The organism is Nonomuraea endophytica (assembly GCF_014203235.1).
Classification (GTDB): Bacteria; Actinomycetota; Actinomycetes; order Streptosporangiales; family Streptosporangiaceae; genus Nonomuraea; species Nonomuraea endophytica.
Window position 1 is genome coordinate 358,562 of the sequence record NZ_JACHIN010000008.1, and the last position, 16,592, is coordinate 375,153.

Consider the following 16,592-nt stretch of genomic DNA (forward strand, 5'->3'; position numbering starts at 1 on the left):
CCGCCCAGGCTATCGGCCCAGGTCGGCGCGCATCACCACCCGGGGTGCGACCTCGATCCCCAGCTCCCGCTCATGCTCCACGACCTTGCGCACCTCCGGCGCCCACTCCCGCTCGGGCAGGACCGTGAACCCGTGCCGCTCATACCAGGGCGCGTTCCACGGCACGTCGCGGAACGTCGTCAACGTCACCGCCGGCGCGCCCGCCGCCCGCGCGTGATCGAGCACCGCCCGCACCAGCCGCCCCCCGATCCCCCGCCGCATTTGATCAGGATGCACCGCAAGCTGGTCGAGATGCACGTTCCCGTCAACCCACCCGAACATCGCGAACCCGGCCGCCGGCTCGCCCTCCACCAGCACGGTCCCGACGTCGGCGACCTCCTCGACCATCGTCGTGCCCGGCGGAAACTCGATCCCCACCTGCAGGAACAGCCCGTCGGCCGCCTGCTCCACCTCGATCAGCCGGGCAAGTTCCCCGGATTCGGCCCATCGCACCATGCCGACACGGTCTCATGTTCCACGACGATGTGTCGCATGCGTTTAATGTGATGATCGTGTACCCGGCTTGTGCGGAGCTGGGAACCCCCTCCACACGGCGTGCCCGCCTTCCCGCGGGCGCGCCGTGTGCCTCTTTTTCGCAAGCTCAGCGACCGAGTCCCCCGATCTCAGAGACCGGCCTTTCTGACCTCAGAGACCAGGTCTTCTGGCTTTTGGAGACCAAGTCTTCTGGCCTGAGAGGTCGAGCCTTCCGGCTTCAGAGATCGAGCAGGGGCTCCAGGCCGACGGTCAGGCCGGGCAGTTCGCGCACGCGGCGGACGCCCAGCAGGACGCCCGGGGTGAAGGCGGCGCGGTTCATCGTGTCGTGGCGGATCGTGAGAATCTCGCCGTCGCCGCCCAGGAGCACTTCCTGGTGGGCGATCAGCCCGGCCAGGCGTACCGCGTGGACGTGCACACCACCCACGTCGGCGCCCCGCGCGCCGTCCAGCGAGGTGCTGGTAGCGTCCGGCATACCGGGCATGCCCGCCTTCGCCCGCGCCTGCGAGACCAGCTCGGCCGTACGCCGCGCGGTGCCCGACGGCGCGTCGGCCTTGTTCGGGTGGTGCAGCTCGACGATCTCCACGGACTCGAAGTAGCGCGCGGCCTGCTGGGCGAAGTGCATCATCAGCACCGCCGCGATGCCGAAGTTCGGCGCGATCAGGCAGTTGGTGCCCGGAAAACGCTCCAGCCACCCCCTGACCGTGGCCAGCCGGTCCTCGTCAAAGCCCGTCGTCCCCACCACCGGATGCACGCCGTGGGAGATGCACCACTCAAGGTTGCCCATGACGACGTCCGGGTGGGTGAAGTCCACCACCACCTCGGCGCCGGTCAGGTTCTCGATGTCATCGCCCTGATCCACGGCGGCGACGAGCTCCATGTCCCCAGCCGCCTCAACGGCCCTGCACACCTCGACGCCCACCCGCCCGCGCGCGCCCAACACCCCTACTCTGATCACGCCTCTCACCCTATCTATCTATCTGTTACGGCAAGCCGCCCCACCGCCACCCGCCGTCGTGGGCGGGTGCCGATCGTGGGGGTCGCTTCTCACCTCGGACGTGGTCCCCACCGCAACGGCCCCCTTCACCAGCCACCGTGCCTGGGCTGGCCACCTGTCAAGGCGCCGCCCCCCCACCGCCCACTGCCTCGGCATGCCCTCGGATCGCAGTGCGCCGCCCTCTCTGCACGTCCCCGCGATCCCGGCGCGTCCCGCCACCCCGGCCCGTCTCGTCGTTTCCGCCTTACCGGTGTGGGCTGTGGCTGCTTGGTTCTGGGTTCGGGGGCATGCCGTACAAGCTGGAATGTCGAAGCCCCGCACTGCCCAAGACGGGCGGTGCGGGGCTTCGGGGTGTGGTCAGGCGATGGCTCGGGCGAAGTCCTTGTCGCCGTACGGGCCGATGACCGCCAGTGTCAGGGGGCGCTTCAGGACGTCGGCGGCCACCGAGGAGATCTCCTCCGGGGTCACCGCGTCGATGCGCTGCAGCACCTCGTCCACTGACATGAGCTCGTCGTAGACCAGTTCGTTCTTGCCGATTCTGGACATGCGGGAGCCGGTGTCCTCCAGGCCGAGGACCAGGCCGCCGCGCATCTGGCCCTTGCCTCGGACGATCTCCTCGGCGGTCAGGCCCTCGTCGATCACGCGGGCCACCTCGTCGCGGCAGATCTGGAGCACGTCGTCGATCTTCGAGGGCAGGCAGCCCACGTAGATCCCGAACTGGCCGGTGTCGGCGTACGCCGAGGTGTAGGAGTACGCCGAATATGCCAGCCCGCGCTTCTCCCTGATCTCCTGGAACAGGCGCGACGACATGCCGCCGCCCAGCGCGGCGTTGAGGACGCCCAGGGCGAAGCGGCGGTCGTCGGTGCGGGACATGCCCGTCGTGCCGAGGACCAGGTTGGCCTGCTCGGTCGGACGGTCGATCACGCGTACCTCGGAGCGGGTCGCCGCGCCGGGGCCGCTGGTGCGCGGCGGTGCGCACTCCAGCGAGCCGCCCAGGGCTCCGGCCCGTTCGTAGGCGCGGGCCACCAGCTCCACCACGTGCTCGTGGCGGACGTTGCCCGCCACGGAGACGACGGTGCGCATGGGGCGGTAGTAGCGCTGGTAGTACTCGAGGATGCGCTCCCGGCCCAGGGCGTTGATCGAGTCGACCGTGCCCAGGATCGGGCGGCCGATCGGCGAGTCGCCGTACAGGGCGGCGGAGAACTGCTCGTGCACCACGTCCGACGGGTCGTCGTCGTGCATGGCGATCTCTTCGAGGATGACCCCCCGCTCGGACTCGACGTCGTCGGCGGTGATCAGCGAGCTGGTCACCACGTCGGAGAGCACGTCGACCGCGAGCGGCAGGTCTTCGTCGAGCACCCGCGCGTAATAGCACGTGTATTCCTTGGCGGTGAAGGCGTTGATCTCCCCGCCGATGCCCTCGATGGACGCCGAGATCTCCATGGCGTCACGCGTGGGCGTGCCCTTGAACAGCAGGTGCTCAAGGAAGTGGGTCGCCCCGGTGTGCTCGGGGGCCTCGTCACGCGAGCCGATGCCGACCCACATGCCGACCGCGACGGAACGCACGGTCGGCATGGTCTCGGTCACCACGCGCAGCCCACCGGGGAGGACGGTGCGCTGGACAACCCCGGCACCGTCCTTACCGGGATGCAGCGTGGTCGTGGTCACGGGTCCTCCTTTGTCGGCCCCGTGACCAAGGTGCTGTGGCTAATGGTGCCCTGGCTTCGCTCGGTCACGAGTTCCGGTCGTCCTCACCGTTGCGGGGGGCGGTGCGGGTCCTGGTGCGGGTACGGCGGGGCTTGTCCTCCCGGGGCCGCTCGTCGGAGTCGCCGGCCGACTCGGCGGCGGGAGCCGCGTCGTCGGAGCCGCCGCCGCCCTCTGCCTTCTCCGCGGCCTCCTTCTCGATGACCTCGACCGGAACCAGGGACAGCTTGCCCCGGCCGTCGATCTCGGCGATCTCGACCTGGACCTTCTCCCCGACGCTCATGACGTCCTCGACGTTCTCGATGCGCTTGCCCCCGTGGAGCTTGCGGATCTGCGAGACGTGCAGGAGGCCGTCCTTGCCCGGCATGAGCGAGACGAACGCGCCGAAGGCGGCGATCTTGACGACCGTGCCCAGGTAACGCTCGCCCACCTCGGGCATGTGCGGGTTGGCGATCGCGTTGATCGCCGAACGGGCGGCCTCGGCCGAGGGCCCGTCGGTGGCGCCGATGTAGATCGTGCCGTCGTCCTCGATGGTGATCTCGGCGCCCGTGTCGTCCTGGATCTGGTTGATCATCTTGCCCTTCGGGCCGATGACCTCGCCGATCTTGTCTACGGGGACCTTGATCGTGATGATGCGCGGCGCGGTGGCGTTCATCTCCGCCGGGGAGTCGATCGCCTCCTGCATCACGTCGAGGATGGCCAGGCGGGCGCCCTTGGCCTGCTTGAGCGCGGCGGCCAGCACGGAGGCCGGGATGCCGTCGAGCTTGGTGTCGAGCTGCAGGGCGGTGATGACGTCCTTGGTGCCGGCGACCTTGAAGTCCATGTCGCCCATGGCGTCCTCGGCGCCGAGGATGTCGGTCAGCGTGACGTAGGTGTCACCCTCGCCGATGAGGCCCATCGCGATGCCCGCGACCATCTCGCGCAGCGGCACACCGGCGTCGAGCAGCGACATCGTGGAGGCGCAGACCGAACCCATCGAGGTGGAGCCGTTGGAGCCCAGCGCCTCGGAGACCTGGCGGATCGCGTAGGGGAACTCCTCGCGGGCCGGCAGGACCGGGATGAGCGCCCGCTCGGCGAGCGCGCCGTGGCCGATCTCGCGGCGCTTGGGCGAGCCCACGCGGCCGGTCTCACCGGTGGAGTAGGGCGGGAAGTTGTAGTTGTGCATGTAGCGCTTGGTCCGCTCGGGGTTGAGCGTGTCGATGACCTGCTCCATGCGCAGCATGTTCAGCGTGGTGACGCCCATGATCTGGGTCTCGCCGCGCTCGAACAGCGCCGAGCCGTGCACCCGCGGGATCACGTGGACCTCGGCCGACAGCGCCCGGATGTCCTTGGTGCCGCGGCCGTCGATGCGGATGCCGTCCTTGACGACGCGCTCGCGCATGAGCTTCTTCATGAGCGAGCGGTAGGCGGCCGACAGCTCCTTCTCGCGGCCCTCGAAGGCCTCGGCGAGCTTCTCGACCATGATGCCCTTGACCCGGTCGAGCTCGACCTCGCGCTCCTGCTTGCCGGCGATGGTGAGCGCGGAGGCCAGTTCGCTCTTGATCGCGCCCTCGACGGCGGTGTAGGCGTCTTCCTGATAGTCGAGGAAGACGGGATACTCCGCGGTCGCCTTGGCGGCAACCTTGGCGATCTTGTTCTGTGCCTCGCAGAGGACCTTGATGAACGGCTTGGACGCGTCCAGGCCCTGCGCGATGGTCTCCTCGTTGGGCCCGACGGCGCCTTCGGCGACCAGCTTCAGCGTGTCCTTGGTGGACTCGGCCTCGACCATCATGATCGCGACGTCGCCGTCGTCGAGCACGCGGCCGGCGACGACCATGTCGAAGGTGGCCCGCTCCAGCTCGTGGTGCGTCGGGAAGCCGACCCACTGGCCGTCGATCAGCGCGACGCGCACGCCGCCGATCGGACCCGAGAAGGGCAGCCCGGCCAGCTGGGTGGACAGGGAGGCGGCGTTGATGGCGACCACGTCGTACAGGTGCTCGGGGTTGAGCGCCAGGATGGTCGCGACGACCTGGATCTCGTTGCGCAGGCCCTTCACGAACGACGGGCGCAGCGGCCGGTCGATCAGGCGGCAGGTGAGGATGGCGTCCTCGGAGGGACGGCCCTCACGCCGGAAGAACGAGCCGGGGATGCGGCCCGCGGCGTACATGCGCTCCTCGACGTCCACCGTCAGCGGGAAGAAGTCGAGATTGTCCTTGGGATTCTTCGACGCGGTGGTCGCGGACAGGACCATCGTGTCGTTGTCGAGATAAGCGACGGCGGAACCCGCCGCCTGACGCGCGAGGCGGCCGGTCTCGAACCGGATCGTGCGCGTGCCGAATGCGCCGTTGTCTATGACGGCTTCAGCGGTGTGGACACCCTCCACGGGGGACCTCCTTGGTCGGTCGGTCTCCCGCGCCCTCTTTTTCACCGGCACCCTCGTTAGGTGCAGCGCCGGTCTTCGATCGAAGCGCCCGGTTCTTGACCGGAAGCCACTACCGAGGACCGGCCCGCAGGCGTCGCGGGTCGCATGGTGCTTGACGGACGCGGGGGCTCTCAGTGTCTCTGATGTTCAGTTGTCCGGCTCGGCGCGACGCGCCGGGGCCGATATGAGAAGGGAGCGGCCGCTCGGCCGCTCCCTCACCATTCTATCGACGCAGGCCGAGCCGCTCGATGAGCGAACGGTAGCGCTGGATGTCGGTGTTCTGCAGGTACTTCAGCAGGCGGCGCCGGCGACCGACGAGCAGAAGCAGGCCACGACGGCTGTGGTGGTCGTGCTTGTGCGTCTTCAGGTGCTCGGTGAGCTCGCTGATGCGCTTGCTGAGCAGCGCGATCTGCACCTCGGGCGACCCGGTGTCGCCCTCAATGGTCGCGTACTCGGCGATGATTGCCTTCTTGGCAGCGGTGTCGAGGGACACGGCTCTCCTTCAATCTACGGACACGCGGTGAATGTTTCGAATGATGCGAACGACCGTGCGTGCCTACAGTCGCCGCAGCGAAGGCCTCTCGAGGCAGCGCGAGGCGCCGCCGATACAGAGCCGACAACACAGGCTACCACCAGTTGACGGTGTGCGTACTCCGCGTGATCTCAGGGCGATTGACCAACCGCCGAGGTCAAGCCGTGAGCCTGCGGGCTTCGTCGACGTCGGCGTGGATCTGGGCGACCAGCGCCTCGATGGAGTCGAACTTGGTGTTGCCGCGCAGCCTGGCCGCGAAGTCGACCGCGACGTGCGCGCCGTAGAGCTCAAGGTCGTCACGGTCCAGCGCGTACGCCTCGACGGTACGCGGCACGCCCTCGAACGTGGGATTGGTGCCCACCGAGATGGCCGCCGGCCAGCGGCAGCCCTCGTACAACGCGGGCAGGTTCCCCACCGCCACGCACTGCAGCCAGCCCGCGTAAACGCCGTCCGCAGGGATGGCGGTGTGCGGCGGGGTCTCCACGTTGGCGGTGGGGAAGCCGAGCTGGCGTCCGCGCTGGTAGCCGCGAACGACCACGCCCTCCACCCGGTGGGGGCGCCCGAGCTCGTGGGCGGCGGTGGCGGCGTCGCCGTCGGTGAGCAGTTCCCTGATCGCGGTCGAGCTGACGCCCTCCACCAACGGCACGACTTCTACCGAAAAATCGTACTTCTCGCCGAGTGCCCGGAGCGTCTCCACATCACCCGCCGCCTTGTGGCCGAACGCGAAGTTCGCCCCCACCACGACACTCGCCGCCCGCAGCCGGTCGGCAAGCACCTGCTCGGCGAAGTCGGCCGGGGTCAGCCGCGAGACGTCCAGCGTGAACTCCAGCACCTCCACCGCGTCCACGCCCAGCTCCTTCAGCAGCTCGGCGCGACGCCGCGCGCTCGTCAGCCGGGGCGGATGCGAGCCCGGCCTGACCACCTCGGCGGGGTGCGGCTCGAAGGTCAGGGCGACCGAACGCAGGCCGCGCTCCCCGGCGACCTCGACGGCCCGCGAAACCACCCGCCGGTGCCCGCGGTGCACGCCGTCGAACACGCCGATCGTGACGACGGACCCTCCAGAACGCTGCACGCCCGGCCCCATTCGTAATCCCGTGACTCCCCTGACGACTTCGGTCAGCGACAAGCCTGCCATGCCCGCCGGGACTACCGGCAATCGAGGGGTAACATCGGTCGCACCATGCCTCGATACGCACTGCTGATCCTGCCTGCCTTCAACCGGGTCTACGGTGAGGCCTCCGTCCGTCTGACCCGCTCCGAGCTGGAGGTCTTCGGGCTCCGGGCACTGGAGGGCGAGGTGTCGGGGGTAGTGGAGACGGTCGTCGGCGGCGTGCCGTACATCTGCTTCGAGACCGCCGCGCCCCTGTCCGAGAGCGACGTGGCGCTGCTGTCGAACCTGTCGTCGGCCTACGCCCTGTTCGGCATGGAGGGCGACCTGCTGCGCCCGCTCACCGTGACCCCGCTCGACCGGCTGAGCAGCGACCTCATCACCATCCAGAAATACGCGGGCAAGACCAACGAGCACTTCACCAAGCTCCTGCTGAACGTGACCGTGCTCGCCTCCGACTTCGCACTCGACGGGCATCTGTCGGTGTTCGACCCGATGTGCGGGCGCGGCACCACCCTCAACCAGGCGCTCATGTACGGCTACGACGCCTACGGCATGGACCTGGACGGCAAGGACTTCGAGGCCTATTCCGGGTTCCTGAAGAAGTGGCTGCGCGACCGGCGGCTCAAGCACACCGCCGAGACCGTGCCGGTGCGGCGCGAACGCGCGCTGATCGGGCGCCGGTTCAACGTCTCGTTCGCGGCCACCAAGGAGGCGTACAAGGGCGGCGACACGCAGCGGGTGGGCGTGGTCAGCGCCGACACCCTGCGCGGGCGCGACTTCTTCAAGCCGCGCACGTTCGACGTCATCGCCACCGACGCCCCGTACGGCGTGCAGCACGGCAGCCGCAGCGGTGGCGGTTCGTTGTCCAGGAGCCCGCTGGAGCTGATCCGCAAGGCGGTGCCGGTCTGGGCCGAGCTGCTGAAGCCCGGGGGCGCGATGGGCATCTCCTGGAACACCTACGGCGGGACCCGCGACGACCTGGCCGCGATCCTGGAAGCCAGCGGCCTAGAAGTCCAGAAATTTCCGGACTTCGAGCACTGGGTCGACCAGGCCATCGTCCGCGACATCCTGGTCGCCAAAAAGCCCGCCTAACCGCCCGAGCACCCCGCAAGGGGCTTCGCTCCGGCCCAGACACACCCGAGCCCCCGGGCGCCTGCCTGTGTGAAGCCTGCGCTGTGGCCGCCGGACAGGCGGATTCGCGGTGGCGCTGCCGGTGGGCAGTTGACCGGGTGACGACCGGTTGGGTGGGGTTGCCGGTTGAGGGGCTAGGCGAACACGGCGAGGGGTTTGGCGCTTTTGCCCTGCTCCTCCACGAGCGCCAGCAGTTCCCCCTCCGGCCCGAACACCCCGATGGGCCCCGCCCCCAGCCCCACGGAGGCCAGCCGCCCCCCGTGCGAGACCACCCGAGCCTGCTCAGCCGTCACGTCCATCCGGGGAAAGGCAGCCGAAACGGCCTCCCCGATCGGCAACACCACGCACGACTCGGCCAGCTGCTCAACGGTCCGCGCGAGGGACAGGTCATAAGGCCCCACCCGAGTACGCCGCAAATACGTGAGATGCCCGCCCACCCCGAGACCGGCACCCAGATCCCGGGCCAGCGACCGAATGTAGGTCCCGGACGAGCACCGCACCGTGGCGTCGACGTCCACGACGTCACCCGAGTGCCGCACCCCGGTCACCTCGAACGCGTGCACCGTCACCGGCCGCGCCTTCAGCTCCACGTCCTCACCGGCCCGGACCCGCTTGTAGGCCCGCTCGCCGTTCACCTTGATCGCGCTGACCTGCGGCGGCACCTGCATGATCGGCCCGCTCAGAGCCGCGACCCCGGCCAGCACGGCCTCCTCCGCCACACCGGCGGCCGAGGTCGTGGTCAGCACCTCGCCCTCGGCGTCGTCGGTGTTGGTCGTGGCGCCCAGCCGGATCGTGGCCTCGTACACCTTCTCGGTCAGCGCCAGGTGCCCCAGCAGCCGGGTCGCCTTCTCCACGCCGATCACCAGCACGCCGGTCGCCATCGGGTCCAGCGTGCCCGCGTGGCCGACCCGCCGGGTGCCGGCGATCCGGCGCAGTTTGCCGACGACGTCGTGCGAGGTCCACTCGGCCGGCTTGTCCACGATGATCAAGCCGCTCTCGGCCATCAAGCCTTCCTCGGAAGTAGTGCCCGGATCCTGTTCATGGTCGTCTCGACGCTGTCGTGGGAGGTGAAGCCGGCCGCGCTGCGGTGGCCGCCGCCGCCCAGCGCCGTGCACAGGGCCGCCACGTCCACCGCGCCCTTCGAGCGCATGGACACCTGCCAGGCCCCCAGGTCGTCCTCCTTGAGCACGACCGCGACCTCGGCCTCGTCGGTGCGTCTGATCACGTCGATGATGGCCTCCACCTCCTCGTATGGCAGGCCGTACGAGGCCCGGTCGAGGTGGGTGACCGACGTCCAGACCAGCCCGTCCTCCAGCGTGACCCGGTCCAGGGCGGCCGCGAGCACCTTGAGATAGCCGAACGGCGAGCGGTCCCACAGCTCCCTCGCGATCTCGTCGGTCCGCAGCCCGGTCGCCACGAGCCTGGCCGCCATCTCGTGCGCGGCCGGCGTGGTCGAGGAGTGGCGGAAGGAGCCGGTGTCGGTCACCAGCCCGGCGTACAGGCACGTCGCCACGTCGCGGTCGAGCGTGCCGCCGAGCCGGTAGATGAGCTGCTCGGCGAGTACGGCGGTCGCCGCCACGTCAGGGTCGATGAGGCTGACCGTGCCGAACCCGGTGTTGGACGGATGATGATCCATCACCACGACCTCGCGCGCCTTGCCCGCGTTGGCCGACAGCAGCCCGAGCCGGTCGAGCGTGGACGAGTCGAACGTGATCATCAGCTCGGGCTCGGCGGGAAAGGCCGAGGGCGGCACCAGCAGGTCCTGGCCGGGCAGGAAGCGCAGCAGCCTCGGCACCGAGAACCGCCGGTCGCCGAAGGAGGCCACGACCTTCTTGCCCAGCGAACGCAGCACGGCGCCGACGGCCAGCATCGAGCCGAGCGCGTCCCCGTCGGGCGAGACGTGGCAGGCCAGAGCCACCTCGTCGGCCTGCTCGATCAGCGTGAGCGCCCGGGTCCAGGCCGTCTCCCCCACGGCCTGGTGACCGGGACGCTCCGCCGTACCGTCATCGAGAGGAGGAGCCGGGGGCGGGGCCCCCGGGCGGTCCGTCCTGTCACGCACGTCGGGCGTCATGTCGTCGGGCGCCCTGCGCGGCCAGAGGGTTCTTCCTCTTCCTCTTCCTCCGCGTCGGGCTTCTTGTAGGGGTCGGGTTCGCCGGCGTAGGCGGCGTTCTCGGCCTGGCGGGCCAGTTCCTGGTCCTTGGCACGGGCGGCGTTGATCAGGTCGTCGAGCTGACGGGCGCTGTCGGGCAGCGGGTCGTGCTTGAACGTCAGCGTCGGCGTGAAGCGCACGCCGGTCTGCTTGCCGACCTCCGAGCGGATGATGCCCTTGGCGCTCTCCAGCGCGGCCGCGCTGTCGGCCCGCTCGGCCTCGGAGCCGAAGACCGTGTAGAAAACCGTGGCCTCGCGCAGGTCGGCGGTGATCCGCGTGTCGGTCACGGTCACGAAGCCGAGGCGTGGGTCCTTGATGCGTCGCTCCAGCATCTCGGCGACGATCTGCTGAATGCGGTCGGCGAGCTTACGCGCTCGTGCGGCGTCGACCATGTCGGTCCCCCTTTGTCTCACTCTTCGTCGTTGTAGATCCGCTGCCGGGCGGACAGCAGCTCGATCTCAGGGCGGTAGGCCACCAGCCGTTCGCAGGCGTCCAGCACCTCTTTGCAGTTGCCCGCGGAGGCGGAGACGACGGCGATGCCGATCTCCGCGCGCCGGTGCAGGTCGAGGTGGCCGGTCTCGGCCGCGGCGGCACTGGGGTAGCGCCGCAGAACCTCGGCGACCAGAGGCCGCACGACGGATCGCTTCTGCTTCAGCGAATGTACGTCGCCGAGCAGGATGTCCAGGGTCAGAGCACCCACATACATCGTTGGCAACCACCGCTTGGCTCGAGTTCACAACGCGCGTCCGGCTCCGCTGCGGTGGGAAAGCCCACCGGGCGCGCGAGAGGCGCCCGGCGGATGGTCCGCCGGGCGCCCGGCCGCGTGTTACGCGCGCGGCTTCTCCCGCATCTCGAACGTCTCGATGACGTCGTCGAGCTTGATGTCGTTGTAGCCGACACCGATACCGCACTCGAAGCCCTCGCGGACCTCGGTCGCGTCGTCCTTGAAGCGGCGCAGCGACGACACCGTGAGGTTGTCGGCGACCACGACACCGTCGCGGATGATCCTGGCCTTGCTGTTGCGGACGATGACGCCCGAACGGACCAGCGAACCGGCGACGTTGCCGATCTTCGGCACCTTGAAGACCTCGCGGACTTCGGCGGTGCCCATCTGCACCTCTTCGAACTCGGGCTTGAGCATGCCCTTGAGGGCCGCTTCGATCTCCTCGATCGCCTGGTAGATGACCGAGTAGTAGCGGATGTCGACGCCCTCGCGCTCGGCGAGGTCGCGCGCCCGGGGCTCAGGCCGGACGTTGAAGCCGATGATGACCGCGTTGTCGTCGGCCACGGCCAGGTTGACGTCGTACTCGGTGATGGCGCCGACGGCGCGGTGCAGGACACGGAGCCTGACCTCGTCGCCAACGTCGATCTTGAGCAGGGCGTCTTCCAGGGCCTCCACCGAACCGGACACGTCACCCTTGATGATGAGCTTGAGCTCGTCGACGCGACCCTTCTCAAGGTCGCTGAAGAGCTCTTCAAGGGTACGGCGGCGCGAGGACTTGGCCATGTCGGCGCTGCGCTTGCGCGCGGCCCGCTGCTGGGCGATCTGGCGAGCCATCCGGTCGTCGGTGACCACGATGAAGTTGTCACCGGCGCTCGGCACGGCCGTCAGACCCATGACCAGGACCGGACGCGACGGGTCGGCCTCTTCGACCGGCTCCATGTTGTCGTCGAGCAACGCCCGGACGCGGCCGAAGGCCTCGCCACAGACGATCGAGTCGCCGACGCGCAGCGTGCCGCGCTGGACCAGGACGGTCGCCACCGGACCGCGCCCCTTGTCGAGGTGCGCTTCGATCGCGATGCCCTGAGCGTCCATCGTCGGGTTGGCGCGCAGGTCGAGCTCGGCGTCGGCGGTCAGGATGATCGCCTCGAGCAGCTGCTCGATGCCGGTGCCGTTCTTCGCGGAGATGTCCACGAAGAGCGTCGAGCCGCCATACTCCTCGGCCACCAGGCCGTACTCGGTGAGCTGGGCACGGACCTTGTTGGGGTCGGCGCCCTCCTTGTCGACCTTGTTGACCGCGACCACGATCGGCACGTCGGCCGCCTGGGCGTGGTTGAGCGCCTCGATGGTCTGCGGCTTCACACCGTCGTCGGCCGCGACCACCAGCACCGCGATGTCGGTGGCCTTGGCGCCACGGGCACGCATGGCGGTGAACGCCTCGTGACCCGGGGTGTCGATGAAGGTGACCTTGCGGTCTTCGCCCTCGTGGGTGGTCTCGACCTGGTAGGCACCGATGTGCTGGGTGATGCCACCGGCCTCGCGGGCCACCATGTTGGTCTTGCGGATGGCGTCCAGCAGCTTCGTCTTACCGTGGTCGACGTGACCCATGACGGTGACGACCGGCGGACGCGCGGCCAGGTCGGCCTCGTCGCCCTCGTCCTCACCGAACTCGATGTCGAAGGCCTCGAGGATCTCGCGATCCTCCTCCTCCGGGCTGACGACCTGGATGTTGTAGTCCAGTTCCTGGCCCAGGAGCTGCAGGGCGTCCTCGTTGACCGACTGCGTCGCGGTCACCATCTCGCCCAGGTGCAGCATGATCTGCACGAGCGAGGCGGGGTTCGCGCCGATGCGGTCGGCGAAGTCGGACAGCGACGCACCGCGCGGAAGGCGGATGGTCGCACCGTTGCCACGAGCGACCTGCACGCCGCCGATCGCCGGCGCCGACATGTTGTCGAACTCCTGGCGCCTCTGCCGCTTGGACTTGCGCCCACGCGTGGGACGACCACCGGGCCGGCCGAAGGCGCCGGCGGTGCCGCCACCACGACCGCGACCGCCGCCACCGGGACGACCGGCGAAACCGCCGCCACCGCCACCGGGACCACCGGTGCCCGTGCGCGGACCGGCGCCGCCGCCACCACCGGGACGACCGGCGAAACCACCGCCGCCACCGGGACGACCGCCACCGCCACCAGGACGGCCACCGCCGCCACCGCCGCCGCCGGGACGGCCACCGCCGCCACCGGGACGACCGCCACCGCCACCGCCGCCACCACCGGGACCGGCGGGACGACCCTGCGGCATCATCATCGGGTTGGGACGCGGACCACCGGGACGCGGGCCACCGGCGCCGGGACCCGGACGCGGACCTGCCGCACCGGGCGGGCCGGGACGCGGACCCGCCGCGCCCGCGGGACCGGGACGGCCCTGCGGCGGACGAGGACCGGCGCCGTCGCGCGGCGGACCGTCACGACGGTCGCGCGGGCCACCCTGACCACCGTCGCGGCCGGGGCGGTCGCCACCGGGACGCGGCGGACGGGACTGGCCCATGCCGCTGGCGTTGGACGAGAACGGGTTGTTTCCAGGACGCGGGCCGCGCGGACCCGGCTTGGGTCCACCGGGACCCGGACGCGGACCGCCGGACTGGGCGCCGGGGCGCGGGCCGGACTGACGGTCGCCGCCGGACTGACGGTCACCACCAGAAGGACGCTCGCCACCGCGCTCGCCACCGGATCCACCGGGACGGGACGCGGGACCGGGCTTCGGCCCGCCAGGCCCGGGACGGGCGGCGGGGCCGGGGCGCGGACCGGGAGCCGGCCGCGAGCCGGAACCGGAGGGCCCGCTCGGGGCGCTCGGAGCACTCGGAGCACTCGGGGTGCTCGGCGCGCTGGTGCCACTGTCGAAATGCGCCTGCGGAGCCTCGGAGCGCGGAGCTTCGGGCTGCGGCTGGTGCGGCATGGGAACCGGACCAGGGCGCGGGCCCGGCTTGGGAGCCGGACCAGGCTTGGGCCCCGGACGCGGGGCTGATGGAATCGGCGACTCGGCGCCGTTGCCGGCTTGGCTGTCAGCCGGCCGAGGAGCAGCCCTTGGCGGCTGCGGCTTGTTGGACGACGAACCGCCGCCCTTACTGGACCCACCCTTCGATGCGCCCAGAGCTTCGGTGAGCCTGCGGACCACCGGCGCCTCGATGGTGGAGGACGCCGAACGGACGAACTCCCCCATCTCCTGGAGCTTGGCCATGACGACCTTGCTCTCGACGCCGAACTCCTTAGCGAGCTCGTATACCCGGACCTTCGCCACTGCACTCCCTTACTGGCCCGGGAGGCTGGCTGTGCCGTCCGGACCGTCGCTACCTTGACGTCTTCATCGCCGCGTGCTCATCAGGCGCTCATAGCAATCTGACTCCGCCCATCAACTCGGCGTCCTACATGACATTTCGTGGTTCTCCTCTTCCAGGTGCGCCCGCACACGCGAGACGTCAAGCGGCCCCGGCACGCGGAACGCGCGCGGAAACGCTCGGCGACGCTCGGCAAGCTCCAGACAGCTCGGGTCGGGATGCAGCGATGCACCCCGGCCGGGAAGCCGTCCTCGCAGGTCAGGGACTATGCGATCCTCAACCAGCACCAATCGGAGCAGCTCGGACTTAGCCGTGCGAACCCTGCAGCCCACACATGTTCTCTGCGGGGCTGCCTGGCCACCATATTCCAGCTTACCGTGTTGACGCATCTACGGAACCGGCGGCATCCTCTGCCTGTGCGTCGGAGCGGATGTCGATCCGCCATCCCGTGAGGCGGGCGGCGAGCCGGGCATTCTGCCCTTCCTTGCCGATGGCCAGCGAGAGCTGGTAGTCGGGCACGATGACGCGCGCGACCCTCCCCTGGAGATCCAGAACCTCAACGTTGGAAACACGGGCGGGCGACAGGGCATTCCCCACGAACTCCGCGGGGTCCTCCGACCAGTCGATGATGTCGATCTTCTCGCCGTGAAGCTCGGTCATCACGTTGCGCACCCGCGAGCCCATCGGCCCGATGCAGGCGCCCTTGGCGTTGACCCCCGGCTTGCGCGAACGCACCGCGATTTTGGTACGGTGCCCCGCCTCCCTGGCCACGGCGGCGATCTCCACCGTGCCGTCGGCGATCTCGGGCACCTCCAGCGCGAACAGCTTCTTCACCAGACCCGGGTGAGTACGCGACAGCGAGACCGACGGCCCCTTGTGCCCCTTCTTCACCTGCACGACGTAGGCGCGGATGCGCTCGCCGTGCACGTAGTCCTCGCCCGGGACCTGCTCGTTGTGCGGGAGCACGGCCTCGATCTTGCCCAGGTCGACCAGCACCACGCGGGGATCCTTGCCCTGCTGGATGACGCCGGAGACCAGCTCGCCCTCACGGCTGGCGAACTCGCCGAAGTTGATCTCGTCCTCGGCGTCGCGCAGCTGCTGCAGGATCACCTGCTTGGCGGTCGTCGCCGCGATGCGGCTGAAGTTGTTCGGGGTGTCGTCGAACTCCCTGACGACCTCGCCCTCCTCGTCGAGCTCCGCCGCCCAGATGCTGACGTGCCCGGTCTGCCGGTCGAGTTCGGCCCGTGCCTTCTGGGCCGCGCCGTCGGTGCGGAAGTAGGCGATCAGCAGCGCGTCCTCGATCGCCTTGACCACCAGGTCGAAGGAGATGTCCTTCTCCCGCTCCAGGCTGCGCAGGACGCTCATGTCGATGTCCACGAGGCTTCCCCCTTAGCCTTCGTCGCCGTCTGGGTCTTCGTCGTCCAGACGGCGGAATTCCACCTGCACCCGTCCACGGGTGAGGTCCTGATAGTCGAGCCGGCGCTCGGCGCCGTCAACGGAGAGGTCGACGCCGGCGTCGTCGGCGGTCAGCACCCGGCCCTCCACGACGGAGCCGTCGCGCAGCTCCGCCTTCACCAGCCGCTTGGCCGCGCGGCGCCAGTGGCGCGGCTCCGTCAGCGGCCGGTCGACGCCTGGAGAGGACACCTCGAGCGTGTAGGCGGAGCCGCCCATCGCATCGTCCTCGTCGAGGGCGTTGGAGACGGCCTGGCTCACCTCCGCCACGTCGTCCAGGCTCACGCCGCCGTCGCGGTCGACGACCACGCGCAGCAACCGGCGCTTGCCGGCCGTGGTGACCGTGACGTCCTCCAGATCGAGACCCTCCGCGCCGACGACGGGCTCCAGGAGCTTCATCAGGTGGTCGCGGGATGATGCGCTGCCCATATCGACCTCCCCTATTGTCATGTTTCCAGCCGGGCGTACCTCGCCGTCGGCTGTCGGCGTCCATGGCAGCACTGCCAGCGACGACAGTTGACACCCTATC

The 16,592-nt window shown here is 69.7% G+C and carries 15 protein-coding genes; 1 reads left to right on the forward strand and 14 read right to left on the reverse strand.

The features are described from left to right. Window positions 1–9 precede the first annotated feature (9 nt). The 6 genes from HNR40_RS29455 to HNR40_RS29480 form a co-directional block, all read right to left on the reverse strand. A complete protein-coding gene (locus tag HNR40_RS29455; protein WP_184966986.1) occupies window positions 10–495 on the reverse strand; it encodes a GNAT family N-acetyltransferase in 486 nt (161 codons plus the stop codon). Window positions 496–751: 256 nt separating this feature from the next. Then, window positions 752–1,489, reverse strand: a complete 738-nt coding sequence (dapB, locus tag HNR40_RS29460; protein WP_184966987.1) for a 4-hydroxy-tetrahydrodipicolinate reductase — start codon at window positions 1,487–1,489, stop codon at window positions 752–754. A gap of 396 nt (window positions 1,490–1,885) precedes the next feature. Continuing rightward, window positions 1,886–3,196 (reverse strand): M16 family metallopeptidase, encoded by a 1,311-nt coding sequence (locus tag HNR40_RS29465; protein ID WP_184966989.1) that lies wholly within the window; start codon window positions 3,194–3,196, stop codon window positions 1,886–1,888. Window positions 3,197–3,260: 64 nt separating this feature from the next. Next, on the reverse strand, window positions 3,261–5,594 hold the full coding sequence (locus HNR40_RS29470; protein ID WP_184966991.1) for a polyribonucleotide nucleotidyltransferase: 2,334 nt from the start codon (window positions 5,592–5,594) through the stop codon (window positions 3,261–3,263). A gap of 262 nt (window positions 5,595–5,856) precedes the next feature. Next, the gene (rpsO, locus tag HNR40_RS29475; protein WP_184966993.1) at window positions 5,857–6,126 is read right to left on the reverse strand and encodes a 30S ribosomal protein S15; all 270 of its coding nucleotides are present in this window, start codon (window positions 6,124–6,126) and stop codon (window positions 5,857–5,859) included. A gap of 196 nt (window positions 6,127–6,322) precedes the next feature. Beyond that, a complete protein-coding gene (locus tag HNR40_RS29480; RefSeq protein WP_184966996.1) occupies window positions 6,323–7,249 on the reverse strand; it encodes a bifunctional riboflavin kinase/FAD synthetase in 927 nt (308 codons plus the stop codon). A 96-nt stretch (window positions 7,250–7,345) separates the two neighbouring features. Here HNR40_RS29480 and HNR40_RS29485 point away from each other — a divergent pair, with 96 nt between their 5' ends. Beyond that, complete coding sequence (locus tag HNR40_RS29485; protein WP_184966998.1) at window positions 7,346–8,368, forward strand: TRM11 family SAM-dependent methyltransferase; 1,023 nt, start codon at window positions 7,346–7,348, stop codon at window positions 8,366–8,368. A gap of 173 nt (window positions 8,369–8,541) precedes the next feature. Here HNR40_RS29485 and truB read toward each other — a convergent pair whose 3' ends face one another. The 8 genes from truB to rimP all read right to left on the reverse strand — a co-directional run bounded on the left by truB (window position 8,542) and on the right by rimP (window position 16,492). Next, the gene (truB, locus tag HNR40_RS29490; RefSeq protein ID WP_184967000.1) at window positions 8,542–9,411 is read right to left on the reverse strand and encodes a tRNA pseudouridine(55) synthase TruB; all 870 of its coding nucleotides are present in this window, start codon (window positions 9,409–9,411) and stop codon (window positions 8,542–8,544) included. Next, on the reverse strand, window positions 9,411–10,466 hold the full coding sequence (locus HNR40_RS29495) for a DHH family phosphoesterase (RefSeq protein WP_312896554.1): 1,056 nt from the start codon (window positions 10,464–10,466) through the stop codon (window positions 9,411–9,413). Before HNR40_RS29495 ends, truB begins: the two co-directional genes overlap by 1 nt. 8 nt (window positions 10,467–10,474) lie before the next feature. Beyond that, window positions 10,475–10,948, reverse strand: a complete 474-nt coding sequence (gene rbfA, locus HNR40_RS29500; RefSeq protein ID WP_184967002.1) for a 30S ribosome-binding factor RbfA — start codon at window positions 10,946–10,948, stop codon at window positions 10,475–10,477. Window positions 10,949–10,965: 17 nt separating this feature from the next. After that, the gene (locus tag HNR40_RS29505; protein WP_184967003.1) at window positions 10,966–11,262 is read right to left on the reverse strand and encodes a DUF503 domain-containing protein; all 297 of its coding nucleotides are present in this window, start codon (window positions 11,260–11,262) and stop codon (window positions 10,966–10,968) included. 120 nt (window positions 11,263–11,382) lie between these two features. Beyond that, complete coding sequence (infB, locus tag HNR40_RS29510) at window positions 11,383–14,574, reverse strand: translation initiation factor IF-2 (RefSeq protein WP_184967004.1); 3,192 nt, start codon at window positions 14,572–14,574, stop codon at window positions 11,383–11,385. 111 nt (window positions 14,575–14,685) lie between these two features. Beyond that, complete coding sequence (locus HNR40_RS29515) at window positions 14,686–15,000, reverse strand: YlxR family protein (RefSeq protein WP_184967005.1); 315 nt, start codon at window positions 14,998–15,000, stop codon at window positions 14,686–14,688. Further along, entirely contained in the window at window positions 14,984–15,988 is a 1,005-nt protein-coding gene (gene nusA / locus HNR40_RS29520; RefSeq protein WP_184967006.1) for a transcription termination factor NusA, read from the reverse strand. Before nusA ends, HNR40_RS29515 begins: the two co-directional genes overlap by 17 nt. 12 nt (window positions 15,989–16,000) lie before the next feature. After that, window positions 16,001–16,492 carry a ribosome maturation factor RimP gene (gene rimP / locus HNR40_RS29525; protein WP_184967007.1) on the reverse strand — a complete coding sequence of 164 codons (492 nt, stop codon included), beginning with the start codon at window positions 16,490–16,492 and terminating at the stop codon, window positions 16,001–16,003. Between the last annotated feature and the right edge of the window lie 100 nt (window positions 16,493–16,592).

Excerpts from the sequence above, each read along its gene's own strand:
- rbfA (WP_184967002.1), bottom strand. The coding sequence starts at position 10,948 with ATGGTCGACGCCGCACGAGCGCGTAAGCTCGCCGACCGCATTCAGCAG.
- HNR40_RS29480 (WP_184966996.1), bottom strand. The coding sequence starts at position 7,249 with ATGGGGCCGGGCGTGCAGCGTTCTGGAGGGTCCGTCGTCACGATCGGC.
- HNR40_RS29485 (WP_184966998.1), top strand. The coding sequence starts at position 7,346 with ATGCCTCGATACGCACTGCTGATCCTGCCTGCCTTCAACCGGGTCTAC.
- HNR40_RS29505 (WP_184967003.1), bottom strand. The coding sequence starts at position 11,262 with ATGTATGTGGGTGCTCTGACCCTGGACATCCTGCTCGGCGACGTACAT.
- HNR40_RS29515 (WP_184967005.1), bottom strand. The coding sequence starts at position 15,000 with ATGCGTCAACACGGTAAGCTGGAATATGGTGGCCAGGCAGCCCCGCAG.
- rimP (WP_184967007.1), bottom strand. The coding sequence starts at position 16,492 with ATGGGCAGCGCATCATCCCGCGACCACCTGATGAAGCTCCTGGAGCCC.
- HNR40_RS29455 (WP_184966986.1), bottom strand. The coding sequence starts at position 495 with ATGGTGCGATGGGCCGAATCCGGGGAACTTGCCCGGCTGATCGAGGTG.
- truB (WP_184967000.1), bottom strand. The coding sequence starts at position 9,411 with ATGGCCGAGAGCGGCTTGATCATCGTGGACAAGCCGGCCGAGTGGACC.